Genomic DNA, 20,844 nt, shown 5'->3' with positions numbered 1-20,844 from the left:
TCGTTGCGCCGGTCCGCGGGTGTCAGAGGCGCGCGTAGGTCTCGATGTCCTCGGAGAACTCGGCCGCGACGGCGGGGGAGACGGTGGCCCGGGTGGCGCCCAGGGCGGCCAGGTAGTCGTCGGTGCTCAGCTCCTCGGTGCGGGCGCCGTCCGGCGCGTCGAGCGCCCGCGCGAGGGCGTCCTGCGAGGCCCGGCGGGCCGCGTACTCGATGTCGGCGGGCGTCATCCCCTCACTGGCCGCAGTGAGTGCGGCGATGTCCACCGTGCCGACCACGTGGTCGGGGATGTAGCGGCCCCAGATGGCGGAGCGGGCGTCCGCGTCCGGCAGACCGATCGGCATGACGTAGTCGAAGCGCCCGTGCCGCAGGAAGGCGTCGTCGAGGGCGCGCACGAAGTTGGTGGCACACACCAGCAGCCGCCCCTCCTGGTCGCGGAACTCGGCGACCTGCTTGAGCAACTCGTTCGTCACGCCCTGCGTGGGCGACGGGGGATCGCCGCGTCGATGCGACGCGATCTCCTCGACCTCGTCGATGAACACCACCGCGTGCTCCAAGGAGGCGATCGCCTCGAACGCGGAGCGCAGCGCCCCGGCGAGACCGCCGGGGGAGTCGGCGAGCCGGGACGGGAACAGCTCGACGAAGGGCCAGTCGAGGCGCGAGGCAACGGCTTTCGCGAAGGTGGTCTTCCCGGTCCCGGGCGGGCCGAAGAGCATCACCGCGTGCGGGGGCATGACGCCGAAGCGCTCGGCCATGTCGGGCCGGGCGAGCGGGGTCACGAGGCGCTGCTCGAGCATCTCCTTCTCCCGCCGCATCCCGCTCACGCGGTCCCACAGCTGGCGCGGCAGCAGTCGTCCACCGACCTCCTTGAGCAGGTCCAGTTCTCGGCGCTGCACGGGCATGGGCCGCTCCAGGTAGCGGACCGGATCGCGCACGACGAAGCCGTTCTTCGAGAGTGCGGCGGAGGCGTCGTCGTCGCCCGCGGTGAGCACCGACAGCTTGCCCAGCCCGAGCGGCGCCATGCGTCGTTCCAGTGCGTCGAGCACGAGCCCCGCGACGGCCGGATCGGTATCGGGCGCGACGTCGAAGAAGACGATCCAGCCCTGGGCGTGCGCCGCACGGCCGACGGCGACCGCCACCACGCGATCGCCCTCCGTCGCGACCATCGCGTGGTCCTGCTGGCACGAGGCGATCACCTCCGCCATGGAGTACACCGGCGGCGTTCCGCGGTGGTAGGCGGCTTCCCAGAGCCGGACGATGGTGTCCAGGTCGTCGTCGTGGAACTCGCGGATGTGGGCCGTCATGCACGCAGTGTGGCATGCATCACAGATCGATGCTCAGCGGTTTTGCGGCCGCACCCGCACCGTGCCGGAGGTGGTCAGGCGTCGAGCGTCGAACCCGCGGGCTGCGCGACCCTGCGGATCCAGACCGTCGCCGCGAGCGAGATGAGCGCGGTCGCGACCAGGTACCCCGCCGCCGTCCACGGCGCACCGTCGGCCCCGTGGATGAGGGCGGTGAGGATGAGGGGAGTCAGGCCCGAGGCGTAGATCCCCGAGAACTGGTAGACGACCGACAGCCCTGTGTACCGGACCTCGGTGGGGAACAGGCTCGCGAAGAACGTGCCCTGCGCGGCGTAGAAGACGCCGTGGATCAGGCCGAAGACGATGACCAGGCCGACGGTGAACCACACGATCGACGCCGTGCCGAACAGTGCGAACACGGGGAAGACGGCGAGCCCGTAGAGCAGCACGCCCGTCCCGTACACGCGCGCCGGCCCGATCCGGTCCGCGAGCATGCCCGCGAACGGGATGACCACCGCCATGACCAGGGCGGCCACGGTGACGGCGAGCAGAACGTCCACCTTGTTCATCGCGAGGGTGGCCGTGGCGTAGGTGATCGCGAAGACGCCCCACGTGTTGAACGCGCTGCCCTCGGCCCACCGCGCGAGGCAGCCCGCGATCGTGTTGCGGCGCAGCACCGGATCGCCGAGCAGCTGGCGCAGGGGAGTGCGGGTGGTGTCGAGAGTGGCGCGCGCCGCCACGAAGGCGGGCGTCTCGTCGACCGCCAGCCGGACGACGATGCCGATCACCACCAGCACGATCGAGACCGCGAAGGCGATGCGCCATCCGAACCGGAGGAACTGGTCGTCGTCGAAAACCGTTTGCAGCAGGGCGAAGACGGCCGTTCCGAGCCCGAGGCCCAGCGCGAGGCCGACCTGCGGGACGGCGCCGAAGCGGCCCTTGCGACCCTCGGGCGCGTGCTCGACGGCGAGCAGCACCGCACCCGCCCACTCGCCGCCCAGGGCGAAGCCCTGCACGATCCGCAGGAGCAGCAACAGGATCGGCGCCAGGATGCCCACCTGGCCGGCGGTGGGCAGCGCGCCCATGAGAGCCGTCGCGACGCCCATCAGCAGCATCGTCAGCGCGAGCGTCTGCCGGCGGCCGATGCGGTCGCCGATGTGCCCGAAGACGAGGCCGCCGACGGGGCGCATGACGAAGCCGACGGCGAAGGTCACGAAGCTGAGCATGGTGCCGACGAAGGAGCTCGCGTCGGGGAAGAAGAGCTTGTTGAACACCAGCGACGCGGCGGTCGAGTAGAGGAAGAAGTCGTACCACTCCACCGTGGTGCCCAGCAGCGACGCCGCGATCACCCGCCGCAACTGCGAGCGGTCGGGGGCGGACGGGGAGGGCGCGTCGTCGACGGTGGCGGTACTCACCGACCGGAAGCTATCCGCGGCCGGCGGTACCTGTCACCGGTTGTGCTCGCGGTGACCGCAATCGGGTCAGTACGCGGAGCTCCGGTTCGCCGCGGCCCAGCCCCGCTCCACGTCCGACTGCGCGGGTGGCGGCACGAGGCCGTTGATCATCCACATCTCCTCGCTCGTGTCGTCGACGTGGAACTCCCACTGCAGGTCCGGGTGTCGCGCGAGCGAGGGGGCGACCATCGCGCGGACCCACTCGGCGATCCGGGTGCGGCTCGCCGAATCGGATGCGTGCCGGGCGATGTGGTCGATGGAGATGCGCACCGCGGTCGGCGCGCTGACGCCGCCGATGAAGAAGTTCTCCCGCGCGACCTCGTGGAACAGGACGACGACGTAGAAGCGGGGCAGGCCGATGGCCGCGTACTGATCGGTGATCGCGGCGGCCAGGGCCTCCTTCTCGGAGGGGGTGAAGACGCCGGGGGTGTGGTGGATGTTCCAGAGCGGCATGACGGTTCCTCGGTCTCGATGCGGTGTGGGGTCAGGCGGGCGTGGGGAAGGCGAGGGCCTCGACGGGGCCCGACAGCGCCGCCTTCGTCGCGGCGGTGATCTCGTCGGCGAGGACCTCGACGTCGCCGGCCTCGACACCGTCGAGGATCGCCGCGGCGATCGCGGCGGGCGTCGCCTTGGGCAGGGGGATCGCGGACACCATGTCGGTGTCGATGAAGCCCGCGTGCACGCCGACGACCTGGGTGTTCTGGGCGGCCAGCTCGGCCCGCAGGGAGTTGGTGATCGACCACGCGGCGGCCTTGGAGGCGCCGTACCCGCCGGAGCCGGCGAGCCACGACAGCACCGAGTGCATGTCGACGAGGGCGCCTCCGCCGTTCGCCGCGAGGACGGGCGCGAACGCCCGCGCCACGCGCAGCAACCCGAAGGCGTTCACGTCGAACATCGCCTCGATGTCGCGCGGATCCCCGGTGACGAGCGGGGTGGGCGTCATGATCCCCGCGTTGTTGAAGACGATCTCGGCGTCGGACGCGAGGCGTGCGAGCGCCTCGGCGGACTCGGCAGAACGGACCTCGAGCTCGACCGGAACGACCTCGGGGCGGGGATCGGTGAACGGCCCGCGGCCGGTCGCATAGACCTTCCGCGCCCCGCGGGCCAGCGCACCGTCGACCAGTGCGGCCCCGAGGCCCCGTCGGCCTCCCGTGACCACGACGACGGCGTCCTTGATGGCGACCATGGCGACTCCTTCTGAGTAATGACTACGTTAGTCAGCTTGATTCAAGCATCGCCGCCTGACTAACGCAAGCGTTAGTTATGATCGGGGCATGGAGTTCGAGGAGCGGCTGCGGGACCGGGGTAGGTGGGCGATCGGCGACGGCTGCTCGGCCGCGCGCACGCTGGACCTGCTCAGCACGAAGACGGTCTTCCTCGTCGTCCGCGAACTGCTCTACGGCACGACGCGGTTCGACGATCTCGTGAACCGGACGGAGACCTCCGCGCCCGCGGTCTCGCGCGCGCTCAAGCAGCTCGCCACGGCGGGCCTCATCGCGGCGACCGAATACCGCGAGCCGGGGGCGCGTGCCCGCGCCGAGTACCGGCTCACCGCCGCGGGGCAGGATCTGCTGCCCGTCTTCCTCGCGCTGATCCAGTTCGGCGACGCCCACCTGCAGCCCGACGGTGCGCCCCTCGTCTTCGTGGACGCGGAGTCGGGAGAGCAGGTGCGCACCCGGCCCGCCGCCGGCGGGGTGGAAGTGTCCGCGGACGGTATCGAGATCCGGCTGAACCCGGATCGGTGGGGTGCGCCGGACGTCAGCCCAGCAACTTCCGCCGATCCGAGTGCAGGAACGTGACCAGCGTGATGGCGCCGCACAACAGGCCCGCCACGAGGATCACCTGCGGGCCGGTGACGAAGGACCCGATGACGCCGCCCACGGCTGCTCCGAGGACGAAGCCGACGTAGACCAGCGCGTAGCCGAGCCAGTCGAAGACGGTGCCGTTGCCCGTCGCGTGCCGCTCGATGCCCTGGCCGAGCTTGACCAGCGTGCCCGTCACGTACGACAGGGGCACCGAGACCTCGCCGTTCTTCGTGAACGAGGTGTTCAGCGCGCCCAGCGAGAAGGTGATGATGAGGATGGGTACGAAACGCACTTCGGGCTCGTCGAAGCCGTCCAGGGCGAAGTCCGTCGCCGAGGCGATGAGGAGTCCCGCGGTGGTCAGCACCGTCGGGCCGTGCGGGTGGTTGTGCCAGAAGTAGCGGCGGCAGATCGACGCGACGACCACGCCGGTCACGAAGGCGACGATGAGGGCCGTCGCGGCGAGTGCGCCCGCGCCCGGGATCTGCTGCGCGTCGGACGCCTTGAACCACGTGAGCACCGCGCGTTCGGTGTTACCCGTCATGAAGGTGACGAAATACCCCGCCGAGTGCAGGAAGGCGACCGCGCCGACCATGCCGGCCATGCCGGCGAGGAGCCAGGACAGGCGGGCGTCGGGGCCGATCGCGGCGTCCCGGGAGACGACCGGGCGGGGCGGCTGCTTCGTGGGCTGTTGCTCCGTCGAGGTGGTCATTCCCCATGGTTACCGACGGGAAGCATCCTTCGCCGTGCGCCCGCACCGATTCACATTCGCACCTCGGTGGGAGGCACATCACAATGTGTGCACGGCGGCGGTCAGGCGGGCGGCAGGTCCGTTGCGAGGAAGTCGCGTTGGAACAGGCCCATGAGCCGCGCGTCCCGGTACTCGCCGTTCGAGAAGTACTGCTCGCGGAGCAGCCCCTCCTCGGCGAACCCCAGCTTCTCGTAGACGTGCGCGGCCTTCTCGTTGGCGACATCCACGTAGAGATACACCTTGTGCAGGTTCAGGATCCGGAACGCGTAGTCGAGCGCCTTCCGAGTGGCCGGCGCCGCGTAGCCCTTGCCCTGCGCGGACGGGGCGACGATGATCTGGAACTCGCAGTTGCGGTGGATGACGTTGATCTCGACCAATTCCACCAGGCCCACCGGCAGCCCGTCGTACTCGATGATGAAACGCCGCTCGCGCTCGTCGTGGATGTGCCGCTCGTAGATGTCCTCGAGCTCGGCCAGCGCGTCGAAGGGCTCCTCGAACCAGTACGACATCACCGCCCGGTCGTTGAACAGGCCGTGCACGAACCGCAGGTCCGTGCGCTCCATGGCGCGCAGCTTCAGTTCCACCACCTCAGGGTAGAACGATCCCGCCCGCGTCGTGCCGAACCGCCGGCCGCCGCTCGGCGTCCGACGGGGCGTTCGGCGTCGCGCGGGTGCGACTACGCGGCGAGGCCGATGCCGAGAAACAGGACGGCGAGGAATGGCGCCGTCCCTTGGATGGCTGCGGCGCGGAGCTTGGTCCGGTCCGACAGGGCGAGGACGAGCGCCGCCGCGAGCATCGAGCCGACGCCCACGAGCACCAGCGTCGCGCCGACGGCGCGCTGCGCGCCGAAGAGCGCGATCCCCAGGAACACGGCGATCGCGAGGAAGAGGTTGTAGAAGCCCTGATTGAACGCGAGCGGGCGGGTGATCTCCGCAGTTTCCGGCGTCGTGCCGAAGGTCGCGCGGGACCGCGGCGAGGTCCACGCGATCGATTCCAGGTAGAAGATGAAGCAGTGCACGAGCGCCGCAACGGCGGCGAGGACGAGTCCGACCACGATCATGCGCTCATCATGGCCGATCGCCGGGCCGCCCGGGCCCTCGGCACCCCCGCCCGGGCTGTCAGGGGCCGGGCACCGTCGCGTACGCTGATCCGAGTGCCGTGGGCCCGACGGGGTCCCGTGCTGCCCGCAGGAAACCGCACATCAGGCGGCCCTCCTGCTGATACCAACCCGAGGAGAACGAGTGAAGAGCACCGTCGAGCAGCTGAGCCCGACTCGCGTCCGCCTGAGCGTCGAGGTTCCCTTCGACGAGCTCGCGCCCGATTTCGAGCGCGCCTACGCGACGCTCGCCGACCAGGTCAACATCCCCGGCTTCCGCAAGGGCAAGGCCCCCGCGAAGCTGATCGAGGCGCGCGTCGGCCGCGACGCCGTGCTCTCGCAGGTGATCAACGACGCGCTGCCCGGCAAGTACAGCCAGGCCGTCCTGGACTCCGAGATCAAGGCCCTCGGCCAGCCCGAGATCGACATCGACAAGCTCGAGTACGGCGAGGCCTTCTCGTTCACCGCCGAGGTCGACGTGCGTCCCGAGATCACGCTGCCCGAGTACTCGTCCATCGAGGTCGAGGTCCCGTCGCTCGAGGTCACCGATGCCGACATCGACGAGCAGATCGAGGGCCTGCGCGCCCGCTTCGGCACCCTCAAGGGCGTCGACCGCGCCGTCGAGACCGGTGACTTCATCACCATCGACCTGTCGGCGACCGTCGACGGCAAGGACGTCGAGGACGCCAAGACCACCGGCCTGTCGCACGAGGTCGGCTCCGGCAACCTCATCGACGGTCTCGACGAGGCCGTCGTCGGCCTGAAGTCGGGCGAATCCAAGGAGTTCACGACCACCCTCGTCGCCGGCGAGTTCGCGGGCCAGGAGGCGGACGTGACCGTCGTCGTCGACTCCGTCAAGGAGCGCGAGCTGCCCGAGCTGGACGACGAGTTCGCCCAGCTCGCGAGCGAGTTCGACACCGTCGACGAGCTGCGCGCCGACCTGCGCCAGCGCGTCGAGCAGAACAAGAAGCTCGGCCAGGCCGCGGACATCCGCGACGCCGTGCTCGACAAGCTGCTCGAGGCCGTCGAGGTGCCGCTGCCCGAGGCCGTCGTCAAGGAGCAGGCCGACGCCAACGTGCACGACGTGCTGCACCAGGTGGGCCACAACGAGGAGCTCCTCGAGACCGCGCTCAAGGCGCAGGGCACCACCCGCGAGGAGTTCGAGACCCAGGCCCGCGAGTCCGCCGAGAAGCAGGTCAAGGTGCAGCTGCTCCTCGACGCGATCGCCGACGCGCAGGACGTGCAGGTCGACCAGCAGGAGCTGCAGGAGCACATCCTGTTCCAGTCGCAGCGCTACGGCATGCAGCCCGCCGAGTTCATCCAGCAGATCCAGCAGGCCGGCCAGCTGCCCGCCCTCTTCCAGGAGGTCCGTCGCGGCAAGGGCCTCGCGGACGTGGTCCTCGAGGTCGCGGTCAAGGACGCCGACGGCAACGTCGTCGACACCAAGGAGCTGTTCGACCGCGAGGACGCCGGCGAGGCGCTCGCGGAGGAGGCCGCCTCCGAGGAGGACGTGGTCGCCGAGGCCGAGGAGATCACCGCCGAGGCCGACGAGAAGTAGAACCCCGCGGAGCGCCCCGCAGCCGATCCGGCTGCGGGGCGTTTCTGCCCTCAGCGGAGCCGAGCGTGCCGGGGGACGGTTCGGTCGGTTCCGTTCGTTACTGTCGATGTCAGAAAGAAAGGCAGGGAGCAGCGGATGAACTCCAACCCCACCATGCGGGCCGGAATTGCCGGCCTGAACCTCAACGATTCGGTGTACAGCCGCCTCCTGGAGTCGCGGATCATCTTCCTCGGCAGCGAGGTGAACGACGACATCGCGAACCAGCTCTGCGCACAGATGCTGCTGCTGTCCGCGGAGGATCCGACCAAGGACATCAACCTCTACATCAACTCGCCCGGCGGCAGCATCTCCGCCGGCATGGCGATCTTCGACACCATGGAGTTCGTGGAGTGCGACGTCGCGACCTACGCGATGGGCATGGCCGCCTCGATGGGTGAGTTCCTGCTCGCCGCGGGCGCCAAGGGCAAGCGCTACGCGCTCCCGCACGCGCGGATCATGATGCACCAGCCGTCCGCCGGCATCGGCGGCACCGCCTCCGACATCGCCATCCAGGCGGAGCTGTTCCGCAAGACCAAGGTGGAGATGAACCGGCTCAACGCCCAGTTCACCGGCCAGCCGATCGAGCGGATCGAGTCCGACGCCGACCGCGACAAGTGGTTCACGGCCGAGGAGGCCCGCGACTACGGCTTCGTCGACCACGTCGTCAGCCGCGCGAGCTCCGTCAAGTAGCGAGAGGACACTTCCATGACTGAGGGTTACCCCACCACGATGTCGGCCCAGGGCCTGCACGTCCCCGCCACCGGCCGCTACGACGTCCCGTCGTTCATCGAGCGCGCGGCGAACGGCAACGAGCGCGTCACCAACCCGTACTCGAAGCTGTTCGACGAGCGCATCATCTTCCTCAAGAACCAGATCGACGAGGTCTCGGCGAACGACGTGATGGCCCAGATCCTGGTGCTCGAGTCGCAGGACCCGGACCGCGACATCACGATCTACATCAACTCGCCCGGCGGCAGCCTCTACGACGCCCTCGGCATCTACGACACGATGCAGTACGTCCACTGCGACGTGGCGACGGTGGTGCTGGGCACCGCGGCCTCGGCCGCGGCGATCCTGCTCGCCGGCGGCACCCCGGGCAAGCGCGCCGCGCTCCCCAACTCGACGGTGCTCATCCACCAGCCCCGCACGGGCGGTTCGATGCGCGGCCAGGTCTCCGACCTGGAGATCCAGGCCGCGGAGATGGAGCGCGCGCGTAACCGCCTCGACGAGATCCTGGCGGGCCACACGGGCCAGACCGTCGAGACGATCCGCAAGGACACGGACCGCGACAACATCCTCACGGCCGACCAGGCCAAGGAGTACGGCATCGTCGACACGGTGTTCCCGTACCGCAAGGCGTCCGCGAAGTAGTTCCAGCAGGACACCGGGGGTCGCGACACGCCGCGTGAGCGGGTTCCGCGGCCCCCGGTGCCACCTCTAGCAAGCTATTCATATCGGTCGCCGGGACGGAAGTTCGCGGGTACCGTCGACAACAGACCCCACCTGCTGAGCAACGCGGCAGGCGAGTCATCGGCAAGGGAAGTAGGCACAGGGCATGGCACGGATCGGGGACGGCGCAGACCTGTTGAAATGCTCTTTCTGCGGAAAGAGCCAGAAGCAGGTCAAGAAGCTGATCGCGGGTCCCGGCGTGTACATCTGCGATGAGTGCATCGACCTGTGCAACGAGATCATCGAAGAGGAACTGGCCGAGACCAGTGACGTGAAGCTGGACGAGCTGCCCAAGCCCGTCGAGATCCGCGACTTCCTGGACAACTACGTCATCGGCCAGGACTCCGCCAAGCGGAACCTCGCCGTGGCCGTCTACAACCACTACAAGCGCATCCAGGCCGGCGAGCGCAAGGACGCGCGCGGCGAGGCCGTGGAGCTGGCGAAGTCCAACATCCTCATGCTCGGCCCCACCGGCTGCGGCAAGACCTACCTCGCGCAGACCCTGGCGAAGATGCTCAACGTGCCCTTCGCCATCGCCGACGCGACGGCGCTCACCGAGGCCGGCTACGTGGGCGAGGACGTCGAGAACATCCTCCTCAAGCTGATCCAGGCCGCCGACTACGACGTCAAGCGCGCCGAGACCGGCATCATCTACATCGACGAGGTCGACAAGATCGCCCGCAAGAGCGAGAACCCGTCGATCACCCGCGACGTCTCCGGCGAGGGCGTGCAGCAGGCCCTGCTGAAGATCCTCGAGGGCACGCAGGCCAGCGTCCCGCCGCAGGGCGGCCGCAAGCACCCGCACCAGGAGTTCATCCAGATCGACACGACGAACGTCCTGTTCATCGTGGCCGGCGCCTTCGCCGGACTGGAGAAGGTCGTGGGCGACCGGATCGGCAAGCGCGGCCTCGGCTTCGGCAACGAGGTGCGCACCAAGGCGGAGGTCGACACCGTCGATCACTTCGCCGACGTGCTGCCCGAGGACCTCATCAAGTTCGGCCTGATCCCCGAGTTCATCGGCCGCCTGCCCGTCATCGCCTCCGTCTCGAACCTCGACAAGGAGTCGCTGGTCTCGATCCTGTCGGAGCCGAAGAACGCGCTCGTCAAGCAGTACCAGCGCCTCTTCGAGATGGACGGCGTGGAGCTCGAGTTCGACGAGGACGCCCTCGGCGCCATCGCCGACCAGGCCATCCACCGCGGCACGGGTGCCCGCGGCCTGCGCGCCATCATGGAAGAGGTCCTCAACCCCGTCATGTTCGACATCCCGTCGCGCGACGACGTGGCTAAGGTCGTCGTCACGGGGGAGACGGTGCGCGACAACGTGCTGCCGACCATCGTGCCCCGCAAGCGCTCGCGCGACGAGCGTCGCGAGAAGAGCGCGTAACCCGCGCGTCGACTGCGCCCCCGGCCGAATCGGCCGGGGGCGCAGTAGTTTCCGATCGCCGATGGCGGCGCAGGGGTCACCGGGCGCGCTGCACCCGCGTCTCGTGCCAGACGGGCTCCGGGGCCTCGCGCACGGCACCGTCGGAGCCGAAGACCAGGAACCGGTCGAAGGAGCGCGCGAACCACCGGTCGTGCGTCACCGCCAAGACCGTGCCGTCGTACGCCTCCAGCGCGTCCTGCAGCGCCTCGGCACTCTCCAGGTCCAGGTTGTCCGTCGGCTCGTCGAGCAGCAGGGCGGTGCTCCCGGCGAACTCCAGGAGCAGCACCTGGAAGCGTGCCTGCTGGCCGCCCGACAGGCTCTCGAAGCGCTGGTCGGCCTGCCCCTGCAGCTCGTACCGGCGCAGCGCCGGCATCGACCGGCCGAGGTCCGCCGCATGCTCGTGCCGGAGGATCTCGACGAGCGTGCGGCCCTGCAGTTCCGGGTGCGCGTGCGTCTGGGCGAAGTGCCCCGGCACGACGCGGGCGCCGAGCGTCGCGTCGCCGGTGTGCGCCACCTCCTCGCCCGCGAGCAGCCGCAGGAAGTGCGACTTCCCGGAACCGTTCGAGCCCAGCACCGCGACCCGCTCGCCGTAGAAGACCTCGAGGTCGAAGGGCTGCATCAGGCCCGTGAGCTCCAGGTTCTTCGCCGTGACGGCCCGCACGCCGGTGCGGCCGCCGCGCAGCCGCATGGTGATCTCCTGCCGCCGGGGCGGCTCGGGCGGGGGACCGGCCTCCTCGAACCGGCGCAGTCGGGTCTGCGCCGCCTGGTACCGCGACGCCATCCCGTCGTTGAACTTCGCCTGCTCGCGTAGGGTCAGCACCAGCTTCTTGAGTTGCTGGTGCCGCTCGTCCCAGCGCCGGCGGAGCTCGTCGAACCGCGCGAAGCGCTCGTCGCGCGCCCGATGGAAGGTCGCGAAGCCACCGCCGTGCACCCACGTGTCCGAGCCGCCGGGCGCGGGCTCCACGGCGACGATCCGCGTGGCCGCGCGGGAGAGCAGCTCCCTGTCGTGGCTGACGAAGAGCACCGTCTTCGGCGTCTGCCGCAGCTGCTCCTCGAGCCACTCCTTGCCGGGCACGTCGAGGTAGTTGTCCGGCTCGTCGAGGAGTAGGACCTCGGCGTCGCCGCGCAGCAGTGCCTCCAGCGCCAGCCGCTTCTGTTCACCGCCGGACAGCGAGGTCAGGCCGCGCCACTGCGCCCGGTCGTAGGGGACGCCCAGTGCGGCGACGGTGCACGCGTCCCACAGCGTCTCGGCGGCGTAACCGCCCGCGTCGCCCCATTCGGCGAGCGCCGTGGCGTAGCGGATCTGATTGGCATCGCCGTCGTCGTCCATCAGCGTCAGCTCGACCGCGTCCAGCACCTGCGCGGCGGACTGCAATCGCGGCGCGGCCACCGACAGCAGCAGGTCGCGCACCGTCCGGTCGTCGCGCACCGAGCCGATGAACTGCGGCATCACCCCGACGCCGCCGCTGGAGGTCACGGTGCCGCCGTGCGGCTCCAGCTCGCCCGCGAGCAACCGCAGCAGGGTGGTCTTGCCGGCGCCGTTGCGGCCGACGAGCGCGGCCACCGCGCCGTCGCCGATCCGGAACGAGACGTCGCCGAGGAGCGCCCGCCCGTCGGGCAGGAAGTACTCCACGTGTGTCGCCTCGAGATGTCCCATTCGTCCTATCCTGCGGGGGGACGGGCAGGGGCGCTACCTGTTTTCCGCCGCGGCCGACTGGGCCGCCACGCCGTCGAGGACGGCGCCGAGCGCGGTCAGGCCGGCGACGGGGCCGTGCGCGGACCGGTACCAATCGAGGGGAGCGGTGACGGTGCCGCCCCAGGTCCCGACCCATCCGCGCAGGTCGCCGAAGGCGTGCGCGTACGGCAGTGCCCGCTCGAAGAGCAGCGCCCGCTCGGCCGGCGGCAGCGCGCCGACGTTGGTGGCGACCAGGTACTGGCGCATCCCGCCGACGCCCGCAGCGAGCTGGCTGCCCGCGACGGTGCGGTCCGGCAGGAGGAGCGCCGCCACCGCCAGGCCCAGCCCGACGATCATGACCGCGACGGCGTACAGCACCGTCAACCCGGCGAAGGCGCAGATCAACGCTGCGATCGCGCCCACCCCGGCGACGGCGAAGGCCGGCGCGGTCCGTCGTGCCCGGCCGGCGCCGCGGAGCCAGCCGCGCGCGGTGACCGATTCCCGCACCGCGCCGCGGGCGGCGGCCAGCTCGACGCGGCGCGCGCCGCCCGCCAGCTCGCCGGTCGTGGTGGACTCAGCACCGTCGGGCAGGATCGCGTCGACGACGGCGCGCTCCGCCGGGGTGACGTCGCCGTCGAGCGGGGTCCGGCGCGAGATCTGGAAGTCGCCGCCGGGGAGCTCGGCGATCCACAGGTAGCCGCGCACGGCGAGGTCGAGCACCGTCGCCCCGACGTCGGAGGCGTGCACGCGCCCGTCGAGCAGGGCCCCGACCTGGCCGGGGAGCACCCCGTCGGGCGAGGCGAAGGCGACGGCCGCGGTCCCTCCGTTCGCGACGACCGAGCCGGTGGTGACCAGCAGATCGGCGGTCGGTCCGACGGAGCCGGTGGCCGCGTCGTCGGCCCGCCGCCGCAGGAACGCAAAGCCCGCGACCGCCAGCGCGATCACGGTGGCCACCGACAGCGCGATGAGCGCGGGCGCGCTGCGCACGGCCGGCGGCGCGGACGCGCCCGTGAACCGCGCGTCCGCGGCGACGGTGCCCGCCGGGAGCAGCACCGTGAACACGGCCACGCGTCCCTTCGCGAGTCCGTTCTGCTGCATGGTGACCCGGCCCGTGGCGGCCGTCTCGGTGAGCGTGCACAGGCGGCGCTCCCCGGTGCGTCCGATGCCGCAGAGCGGCGAATCGGGCTTCGGGCTGGGGGAGACGAAGCTCGCCGTGAGCGTCGTGATGTCGGCGGTGTACCCAGCCGCGAGAGGCCAGGTGAGTTGCTGCAGTTCGGGGCCGTTCTCCACGGAGCCCCGCACGGTGTAGCCGACCTTCGTGGTGCCTCCGGGAGCGGATACCTGCAGCGCACCGTCGGCGACGGTGGCGGTCCCGTTCTCGGCCTTCACATCAGCGACGGTGTAGTGCTGGGTGCGGTCGCCCTCGACGGGGACGTCCAGCGGGAGCCGCTGGGCGACCGCCCGCCCGGTCGGCGCGGTGATGACGGTGCTCACGACGAGGGCCCCGTCCTCTCGGAGGTCCAGAGCCACGTCGACGGTGATCCCGTCCGGCGCGGGGCTCGCCGGTGCCGCCCCGAGCAGCATCACGAGCGCCACCGTCGCCGCTGCCGCCAGGGCCCGCGCCAGCGGTGGAGCCGCCTTTCCCCTGTCCTCCCACATGTCTCGGTACAGTAACCGAAACCAGGGGGTGGAGAGGGGGACCGGCGTGGGGAATCCACAGGGGCCGGGGCAGTACCGCGGCGGCCCGCGGATGCCGCCGCCCGGGCGGGGCGGCCCGCAGTACCCGCACGCCCCCGCACCGGCTGCCCGGGTCCCGGTCCCGCCGCCTCCCGCCTCCCCGCGACCGGCCCCGGCGCGTGGCGGCTCCGGGCAGTACCGCATCGCGTCCGGACTGCGCCGCCCGACGGTGCCTCCCCGCGCCCCGGTCCGCCCCTACCGCCCGACGTACGGGCCGGCGGCGACCCAGGCGCCTCCGCAGTACCGGCCCGTGCCGCCGCGCCCGGGCCCCGCCGCGCCGCCCCGGGGCGTGCCGTACGGCCAGTGGTCCATGCCCGCGCCCGCGCCGTACGGGGGCCGGGTCTCCCCGTATCCGCGGCCCTCCTACCCGCAGCCCGCCTGGACGCCGCGCCCACCGGCGTCGGGAGGGGCCGGCCCCTGGATCGCGGTGCTGGTGATCGCGCTCGTGGCGCTGATCGCTCTCGTCCTCGGCACCGCGGTCGCCGTCGTCGGGAGCACCAGCACCGAGGCGGGACCGGCCACGACGAGCACGACCGTCGAGGTCCCGACCACCGCGGAGACGACCACCACCGAACCGACCACGTCGACCACGTCGACCCGCTCGCGCAGCGCCGTCCCGACGGCCGGCGCCACGCCCACGGGGACGGCGGCGCTGCAGGGTAATCCGCTGTACGGGGGCAGCTCGGCCGGCCTGGTCACACAGCCGTGCACCGCCGTCGGTTGGCCCTCCAACAGCGCAACGGGCAAACGCTTCTTCGACAGCCTCGCGCCCTGTCTCGACCGGGCGTGGAGCGCGGCGATGACCGCCGCCGGCCTCAGTTATCGCACTCCCGCGGTGGTGGTGCCCACCGGATCGCAGATCAGTTCGCCGTGCGGCACGACCGACCTCTCCACGGAGGACGTCGCGGCGTTCTACTGCTCGAGCAACGAGACCCTGTACATGCCGCTGACGGGGCTCGGCGTGAGCCACTACGGCAACCAGCCGGTGATCTACCTCGCCGTCTTCGCGCACGAGTACGGCCACCACGTCCAGATGATCAGCGGCATCCTGCCGGCTCAGGTGCGCGTGGAACGGCAGGACGGGCGGACCTCCGAGACCGGGCTGGAATCCTCTCGTCGCCTCGAGCTGCAGGCGCAATGCTTCAGCGGACTGTTCGTGAAATCGGTGAGCGATACCGGCGGTCAGTTCACCAGCGCCGACTTCCGCACCGTCTACGAGGACCAGGAGCGCGGCGACAAGCCGGGCAACCCGCGCGACCACGGAAGCTCGGTGCACTACCAGGCGTGGTGGAACTCCGGATATCAGAGCAACCGGCTGGCGCAGTGCAACACGTGGGCGGCGTCGTCGAGCGACGTGGCGTGAGCCGCGCACCGTCGTAAACGCCCCACGGAAAGCGCTCGCACCCGCTGACTAGAATCGTGCTGTGACTACTGAGCCGCAGAACGCCGCCCCGGCCGATCCGGGCATCGCCGCAGACCGACTTCCCGCCGCCTGGGAGCCCGGTGCGGTAGAGGCGGACATCTACCGCGGCTGGGTCGACGCGGGGTACTTCACGGCCGACAACACCTCGCCGAAGCCCGCGTTCTCCGTGGTCCTGCCGCCCCCGAACGTGACCGGCAGCCTGCACCTGGGCCACGCGCTCGACCAGACCATCACCGATGCGCTGTGCCGCCGCAAGCGGATGCAGGGCTACGAGGTGCTGTGGCTCCCCGGCACCGATCACGCCGGTATCGCCACCCAGTCGCTCGTGGAGAAGCAGCTCGCCGCCGAGGGCACCACCCGCCGCGAGATCGGCCGCGAGAAGTTCCTCGAGCGCGCGTGGGCGTTCAAGGAGGCCAGCCACGGCAACATCACCGGCCAGATGCGCCGGATCGGCGTCGGCGTCGATTGGTCCCGCGAGCGGTTCACCATGGACGAGGGCCTCTCCCGCGCGGTGCAGACCATCTTCAAGCAGCTCTTCGACGCGGGCCTGATCTACCGCGCCGAGCGCCTGGTCAACTGGTCGCCCGTGCTGCAGACCGGCATCTCCGACCTCGAGGTCGACCACAAGGAGGTCGACGGCGAGCTCGTCTCCTTCCGCTACGGCTCGCTGAACGACGACGAGCCCCACATCGTCTGCGCCACCACGCGCCTGGAGACGATGCTCGGCGACACCGCGATCGCCGTCCATCCCGAGGACGAGCGCTACCGCGCCCTCCTCGGCACCACCCTCGAGCACCCCTTCCTCGACCGCCGGATCCCGATCGTCGCCGACGACTACGTCGACCCCGAGTTCGGTTCCGGCGCCGTGAAGATCACCCCCGCGCACGACCCGAACGACTTCGCGCTCGGCCAGCGCCACGACCTGCCGATGCCCACGATCATGGACGAGACCGCCCACATCGTCGGCACCGGAACGCAGTTCGACGGACTGGACCGCTTCGCCGCCCGCAAGGCGATCCGCGAGGCGCTCGCCGAGCAGGGCCGCATCGTCAAGGAGGTGCGCCCCTACCGGCACAGCGTCGGCCACAGCGAGCGCTCCGGCGAGCCGATCGAGCCGCGGCTTTCGATGCAGTGGTGGGTCAAGGTCGACCGCCTGTCCAAGGCCGCGGGCGACGCGGTCCGCAACGGCGACACCACCATCGTCCCCGAGTCCCTCGCGCCGCGGTTCTTCGACTGGGTCGACGAGATGCACGACTGGAACATCTCCCGCCAGCTGTGGTGGGGCCATCGCATCCCCGTCTGGTACGGCCCCGCCGACGCCGAGGGCAACCGCGACGTGGTCTGCTGCGGCCCGGACGACGTGCCGCCCGCCGGCTACGAGCAGGACCCCGACGTCCTCGACACGTGGTTCAGCTCCGGTCTGTTCCCGTTCTCGACGATGGGTTGGCCCGAGCAGACCGCCGACCTGGACAAGTTCTACCCCACGTCCACGCTGGTCACGGGCTACGACATCATCTTCTTCTGGGTCGCCCGGATGATGATGTTCGGCACCTTCCTCGGCGAGGAGCCGAACGCCCCCGGCAAGGTGCCCTTCCACGAGGTCCTGCTCCACGGCCTGGTGCGCGACGAGTTCGGCCGCAAGATGTCGAAGTCGAAGGGCAACGGCATCGACCCCCTCGACTGGGTCGAGGAGTACGGGGCCGACGCGCTGCGCTTCACCCTGGCCCGCGGCACGATCCCCGGTGCCGACCTCAACGTGGGCGCCGACGCGGCCGCGAGCAGCCGGAAGTTCGCCACCAAGCTGTTCAACGCCACCAAGTTGGCCCTGATGAACGACGCCCGCGTCGGCGAGCTGCCGGACCGCGCCGCCCTCACCGACGCCGATCGCTGGATCCTGGACCGCCTCGCCGCCGTCCAGGCCGAGGCCGACGCGGCCTTCGACGCCAACGAGCTGGGCAAGGCCTGCGAGGCGCTCTACCACTTCGCCTGGGACGAGCTGTGCGACTGGTACCTCGAGGTCTCCAAGCTGCAGCTGCAGGGCGAGGACGCGGCGGTCGCCGACAACACCCGCCTCGTGCTCGGCAAGGCCCTCGACGTCGTCCTGCGCATGCTGCATCCGACGATGCCCTTCGTCACCGAGGTGCTGTGGAAGGCCCTCACCGGCGGAACCTCGCTGGTCATCGCGGACTGGCCGTCGCGCGACTGGGCCCCGGCCGAGATCCCCGCCGACGGCGTGGAGTCCGCCCGCCGCTTCGCCGACCTGCAGCGCCTGGTCACCGAGATCCGCCGGTTCCGCAGCGACCAGCTGCTCAAGCCCGGCCAGCGGGTCTCCGCGCGGCTCACCGGCCTCGACGAGGCGGACCTGACCTCCCTCGCGGCCGCCGCCGCGAACCTGTGCCGCCTCACCCCGCCGGAGGACGGCTTCGCCGCCACCGCGTCGCTCGAGGTCCGGCTCGTGGGCGGCACGGTCACCGTCGAGCTGGACACCTCCGGCACCGTCGACCTGGGGGCCGAGCGGGCCCGCCTCGAGAAGGACCTCAAGGCCGCGCAGAAGGAGCTCGACGGCACGTCGGCCAAGCTGGGCAACGAGGCCTTCCTCGCGAAGGCGCCCGACGCCGTCGTCGACAAGATCCGCGGCCGCCAGTCGGTCGCACAGGAGGAGGTCGAGCGCCTCACCGCCCGGATCGCGCAGCTGGGCGGGGGCGCCGCGTGACGGTGCCCGCCTTCGCCGCCGACCCCGACGACCTCGCCGAACTCGCCCAGGTCGAGGCCGAGCTGGATCAGCGCTGGCCGGAGACGAAGATCGAGCCCTCGCTCACGCGGATCTCCGCGCTGATGCAGCTGCTCGGCTCGCCGCAGGACGCGTACCCGTCGATCCAGGTCGCCGGGACCAACGGCAAGTCCTCGACCACGCGGATGATCGACTCGCTGCTGGTGGCCTTCTCCCGTCGCACGGGCCGGATCACCAGCCCCCACCTGCAGCTCGCGACCGAGCGGATCGCGATCGACGGTGCGCCGCTCACCGCGAGGCAGTACGTGGAGACCTACCGCGAGCTCGAGCCCTTCATCGAGCTCGTCGACGCGCAGTCCGAGGCCGCCGACGGGCCGCGGATGAGCAAGTTCGAGGTGCTCACCGCGATGGCCTTCGCCGCCTTCGCCGAGGCCCCCGTCGACGTGGCCGTCGTCGAGGTCGGGCTCGGCGGCACCTGGGACGCGACCAACGTGGTGACCGCCGAGGTCGCCGTCATCACCCCGATCGGACTCGACCACGTCGAGATCCTCGGCCCCGACCTCGCGTCGATCGCGGGGGAGAAGGCCGGCATCGTCAAGCGCGCGCCCGAGCGGCTGATCCCCAAGGACACCGTGGTGATCGTGGGCAAGCAGGAGCCCGAGGCGATGGACGTGCTGCTGCGCAAGGCCGTCGAGGCCGACGCGGCCGTCGCGCGCGAGGGCTCGGAGTTCGCGGTCGTCGAACGCCGCGTCGCCGTCGGCGGGCAGCAGCTCACCCTCCAGGGGCTCGGCGGGGTCTACGACGACGTCTTCCTGCCGCTCCACGGCGAGCACCAGGCCAACAACGCGGCGGTCGCCCTCGCCGCCGTCGAGGCCTTCTTCGGCGCCGGCGCCGACCAGCAGCTCGACATCGACACGGTGCGGGAGGGCTTCGCGAAGTCCGCCTCGCCCGGACGCCTCGAGCGGGTCCGCAGTGCCCCGACGGTGCTCATCGACGCTGCGCACAACCCGCACGGCGCGCAGGCCCTCGCCCGGACCATCGAGACCGAGTTCGGTTTCCGCACCCTGATCGGCGTCGTCTCCGTGCTCGCCGACAAGGACGCCGTGGGCGTGCTGACGGCGCTCGAACCCGTGCTCGACACCGTCGTCGTCACCCACAACGGCTCGCCCCGCGCACTCGAGGTCGAGCGACTGGCGGCCATCGCGGAGGAGATCTTCGGCGAGGACCGCGTGGTCACCTCGCCCACCATGGTCGACGCGGTGGAGACCGCCGTCGCCCTCGCCGACCAGGAGTCCGACGACGAGGAAGGCCCCGCCTCCGGCGTCGGCGTCCTCATCACCGGCTCCGTGGTCACCGCCGGCGCCGCGCGCTCGCTGTTCGGAAAGGAACCCCAGTGACCGAGCCCCAGCGGTTCACCCCGCCGCCCAAGGACCCGTGGAAGAGCTTCCGCGGCATCCTCTCCGGCACCCTGATCCTCGAGATGATCGTGATCCTGCTGGCCCTGCCCGTGGTGGTCCGCCTCTCGCCCGGCCTGTCCTGGCTCAAGATCGCGTACGTCCTGATCCTCGCGGCGCTGATGTTCGCCGGCTGCATGGTCGTCAAGAAGCCGTGGGCCGTCCCCGCCTTCCTCGCGCTGCAGGTCGCCGTCGTCGCCGGCTTCGTCGTGCACTGGGGGATCGGCGCCGTGGGCATCGTCTTCGGCATCGTCTGGGCCTACATCGCCTTCATCGAGCGCGACGTGAAGCAGCGCATGGAGCAGGGCCGCCTGCCGGGGCAGGAACCGATCGCCGAGTGAGGCCCGTTACGCTGTTGCCGTGACTGAGCGGACTCTGATTCTCATCAAGCCCGACGGCGTGCGGCGCGGCCTCTCCGGGGAGATCCTGGCGCGTATCGAGCGGAAGGGCCTCACCATCGCGGCCCTCGAGCTCAAGCACGTCTCCATCGAGGTGGCCGAGGGCCACTACGCCGAGCACAAGGAGAAGCCCTTCTTCGGCTCCCTGCTCGACTTCATCACCTCCGGGCCCGTCGTGGCCGCGGTGCTGGAGGGCCCACGCGCGATCGCCGCGTTCCGCCAGCTCGCCGGCGGCACCGACCCGGTCGAGAAGGCCGTGCCCGGCACCATCCGCGGCGACTTCGGCCTGGAGACCCAGGAGAACCTCGTGCACGGCTCCGACTCGCCCGAGTCCGCCGCGCGCGAGATCGCCCTCTGGTTCCCCGGCCTCGCCTGACCTGCCAGAACCTGTTCCACACCCCTGAACCCACGGGCCCGCCCGCGCGACATCGCGCGGCGCGGGCCCGATACTTTTCCGCACTGCCTGTGGCGTGTGGGATACTGACGTCGGACGCACGTCGGCGCGCGCAACCGCGCGGCACCGACCGGCCCGGCTGGCTCACAGATCGTCGAGTCAG

At 70.9% G+C, this 20,844-nt stretch carries 19 protein-coding genes; 10 read left to right on the top strand and 9 right to left on the bottom strand.

Annotated elements, in window-relative coordinates:
* Nucleotides 1-22 precede the first annotated feature (22 nt).
* The 4 genes from WFK95_RS10760 to WFK95_RS10745 all read right to left on the bottom strand — a co-directional run bounded on the left by WFK95_RS10760 (nucleotide 23) and on the right by WFK95_RS10745 (nucleotide 3,937).
* A complete protein-coding gene (locus WFK95_RS10760) occupies nucleotides 23-1,300 on the bottom strand; it encodes an ATP-binding protein (RefSeq protein WP_224645532.1) in 1,278 nt (425 codons plus the stop codon).
* A 74-nt stretch (nucleotides 1,301-1,374) separates the two neighbouring features.
* A complete protein-coding gene (locus tag WFK95_RS10755; protein WP_224645533.1) occupies nucleotides 1,375-2,712 on the bottom strand; it encodes an MFS transporter in 1,338 nt (445 codons plus the stop codon).
* 66 nt (nucleotides 2,713-2,778) lie between these two features.
* Nucleotides 2,779-3,204: a tautomerase family protein gene (locus WFK95_RS10750; RefSeq protein ID WP_224645534.1), complete on the bottom strand. Its 426-nt coding sequence runs from the start codon at nucleotides 3,202-3,204 to the stop codon at nucleotides 2,779-2,781.
* Between the two features lie 31 nt (nucleotides 3,205-3,235).
* Nucleotides 3,236-3,937 (bottom strand): SDR family oxidoreductase, encoded by a 702-nt coding sequence (locus WFK95_RS10745; protein ID WP_224645535.1) that lies wholly within the window; start codon nucleotides 3,935-3,937, stop codon nucleotides 3,236-3,238.
* An 88-nt stretch (nucleotides 3,938-4,025) separates the two neighbouring features.
* Between WFK95_RS10745 and WFK95_RS10740 the strand changes: the two genes are divergently transcribed.
* Entirely contained in the window at nucleotides 4,026-4,550 is a 525-nt protein-coding gene (locus tag WFK95_RS10740; protein WP_224645536.1) for a winged helix-turn-helix transcriptional regulator, read from the top strand.
* Here WFK95_RS10740 and WFK95_RS10735 read toward each other — a convergent pair.
* From WFK95_RS10735 to WFK95_RS10725, 3 genes are all read right to left on the bottom strand, one after another.
* Nucleotides 4,510-5,265 (bottom strand): YoaK family protein, encoded by a 756-nt coding sequence (locus WFK95_RS10735; RefSeq protein WP_224645537.1) that lies wholly within the window; start codon nucleotides 5,263-5,265, stop codon nucleotides 4,510-4,512. The two genes, WFK95_RS10740 and WFK95_RS10735, sit on opposite strands and share 41 nt — an antisense overlap.
* Before the next feature lie 101 nt (nucleotides 5,266-5,366).
* Complete coding sequence (gene speG, locus WFK95_RS10730; RefSeq protein ID WP_374201270.1) at nucleotides 5,367-5,888, bottom strand: spermidine N1-acetyltransferase; 522 nt, start codon at nucleotides 5,886-5,888, stop codon at nucleotides 5,367-5,369.
* A 92-nt stretch (nucleotides 5,889-5,980) separates the two neighbouring features.
* A complete protein-coding gene (locus tag WFK95_RS10725) occupies nucleotides 5,981-6,364 on the bottom strand; it encodes a DUF1304 domain-containing protein (RefSeq protein ID WP_224645538.1) in 384 nt (127 codons plus the stop codon).
* Nucleotides 6,365-6,545: 181 nt separating this feature from the next.
* Here WFK95_RS10725 and tig point away from each other — a divergent pair, with 181 nt between their 5' ends.
* From tig to clpX, 4 genes are all read left to right on the top strand, one after another.
* A complete protein-coding gene (tig, locus tag WFK95_RS10720) occupies nucleotides 6,546-7,958 on the top strand; it encodes a trigger factor (protein ID WP_259139755.1) in 1,413 nt (470 codons plus the stop codon).
* 135 nt (nucleotides 7,959-8,093) lie between these two features.
* Entirely contained in the window at nucleotides 8,094-8,687 is a 594-nt protein-coding gene (locus WFK95_RS10715) for an ATP-dependent Clp protease proteolytic subunit (protein WP_224645540.1), read from the top strand.
* Nucleotides 8,688-8,702: 15 nt separating this feature from the next.
* Nucleotides 8,703-9,368, top strand: a complete 666-nt coding sequence (locus tag WFK95_RS10710) for an ATP-dependent Clp protease proteolytic subunit (protein ID WP_304941264.1) — start codon at nucleotides 8,703-8,705, stop codon at nucleotides 9,366-9,368.
* Nucleotides 9,369-9,552: 184 nt separating this feature from the next.
* Nucleotides 9,553-10,830 (top strand): ATP-dependent Clp protease ATP-binding subunit ClpX, encoded by a 1,278-nt coding sequence (clpX, locus tag WFK95_RS10705; protein ID WP_224645541.1) that lies wholly within the window; start codon nucleotides 9,553-9,555, stop codon nucleotides 10,828-10,830.
* A gap of 76 nt (nucleotides 10,831-10,906) precedes the next feature.
* Here clpX and WFK95_RS10700 read toward each other — a convergent pair whose 3' ends face one another.
* Together WFK95_RS10700 and WFK95_RS10695 are read right to left on the bottom strand one after the other, a co-directional pair.
* On the bottom strand, nucleotides 10,907-12,526 hold the full coding sequence (locus tag WFK95_RS10700) for an ABC-F family ATP-binding cassette domain-containing protein (protein ID WP_336670674.1): 1,620 nt from the start codon (nucleotides 12,524-12,526) through the stop codon (nucleotides 10,907-10,909).
* 33 nt (nucleotides 12,527-12,559) lie between these two features.
* Nucleotides 12,560-14,203, bottom strand: a complete 1,644-nt coding sequence (locus WFK95_RS10695) for a DUF2207 family protein (RefSeq protein WP_336670673.1) — start codon at nucleotides 14,201-14,203, stop codon at nucleotides 12,560-12,562.
* 46 nt (nucleotides 14,204-14,249) lie between these two features.
* Here WFK95_RS10695 and WFK95_RS10690 point away from each other — a divergent pair, with 46 nt between their 5' ends.
* The 5 genes from WFK95_RS10690 (at nucleotide 14,250) to ndk (ending at nucleotide 20,663) form a co-directional block, all read left to right on the top strand.
* Nucleotides 14,250-15,644 (top strand): neutral zinc metallopeptidase, encoded by a 1,395-nt coding sequence (locus tag WFK95_RS10690; RefSeq protein WP_336670672.1) that lies wholly within the window; start codon nucleotides 14,250-14,252, stop codon nucleotides 15,642-15,644.
* A gap of 61 nt (nucleotides 15,645-15,705) precedes the next feature.
* Nucleotides 15,706-18,417 (top strand): valine--tRNA ligase, encoded by a 2,712-nt coding sequence (locus WFK95_RS10685; protein WP_336670671.1) that lies wholly within the window; start codon nucleotides 15,706-15,708, stop codon nucleotides 18,415-18,417.
* The gene (folC, locus tag WFK95_RS10680) at nucleotides 18,414-19,832 is read left to right on the top strand and encodes a bifunctional tetrahydrofolate synthase/dihydrofolate synthase (RefSeq protein ID WP_336670670.1); all 1,419 of its coding nucleotides are present in this window, start codon (nucleotides 18,414-18,416) and stop codon (nucleotides 19,830-19,832) included. Before WFK95_RS10685 ends, folC begins: the two co-directional genes overlap by 4 nt.
* Nucleotides 19,829-20,230, top strand: a complete 402-nt coding sequence (locus WFK95_RS10675) for a DUF4233 domain-containing protein (protein ID WP_336670669.1) — start codon at nucleotides 19,829-19,831, stop codon at nucleotides 20,228-20,230. The genes folC and WFK95_RS10675 overlap by 4 nt, the downstream gene beginning before the upstream one ends.
* A gap of 19 nt (nucleotides 20,231-20,249) precedes the next feature.
* The gene (gene ndk / locus WFK95_RS10670) at nucleotides 20,250-20,663 is read left to right on the top strand and encodes a nucleoside-diphosphate kinase (protein ID WP_224651865.1); all 414 of its coding nucleotides are present in this window, start codon (nucleotides 20,250-20,252) and stop codon (nucleotides 20,661-20,663) included.
* Nucleotides 20,664-20,844 lie beyond the last annotated feature (181 nt).

The sequence above is a fragment of the Tsukamurella sp. USMM236 genome, assembly GCF_037148755.1.
GTDB lineage: Bacteria > Actinomycetota > Actinomycetes > Mycobacteriales > Mycobacteriaceae > Tsukamurella.
The sequence above is the reverse complement of the archived record's forward strand: the minus strand, read 5'-3'. Positions and strand labels throughout refer to the sequence as shown.

Coding starts and splice junctions, on each gene's coding strand:
- WFK95_RS10760 (WP_224645532.1), bottom strand. CDS start 1,300: ATGACGGCCCACATCCGCGAGTTCCACGACGACGACCTGGACACCATC.
- WFK95_RS10750 (WP_224645534.1), bottom strand. CDS start 3,204: ATGCCGCTCTGGAACATCCACCACACCCCCGGCGTCTTCACCCCCTCC.
- WFK95_RS10745 (WP_224645535.1), bottom strand. CDS start 3,937: ATGGTCGCCATCAAGGACGCCGTCGTCGTGGTCACGGGAGGCCGACGG.
- WFK95_RS10740 (WP_224645536.1), top strand. CDS start 4,026: ATGGAGTTCGAGGAGCGGCTGCGGGACCGGGGTAGGTGGGCGATCGGC.
- WFK95_RS10735 (WP_224645537.1), bottom strand. CDS start 5,265: ATGACCACCTCGACGGAGCAACAGCCCACGAAGCAGCCGCCCCGCCCG.
- WFK95_RS10725 (WP_224645538.1), bottom strand. CDS start 6,364: ATGATCGTGGTCGGACTCGTCCTCGCCGCCGTTGCGGCGCTCGTGCAC.
- WFK95_RS10715 (WP_224645540.1), top strand. CDS start 8,094: ATGAACTCCAACCCCACCATGCGGGCCGGAATTGCCGGCCTGAACCTC.
- WFK95_RS10710 (WP_304941264.1), top strand. CDS start 8,703: ATGACTGAGGGTTACCCCACCACGATGTCGGCCCAGGGCCTGCACGTC.
- clpX (WP_224645541.1), top strand. CDS start 9,553: ATGGCACGGATCGGGGACGGCGCAGACCTGTTGAAATGCTCTTTCTGC.
- WFK95_RS10700 (WP_336670674.1), bottom strand. CDS start 12,526: ATGGGACATCTCGAGGCGACACACGTGGAGTACTTCCTGCCCGACGGG.
- WFK95_RS10695 (WP_336670673.1), bottom strand. CDS start 14,203: ATGTGGGAGGACAGGGGAAAGGCGGCTCCACCGCTGGCGCGGGCCCTG.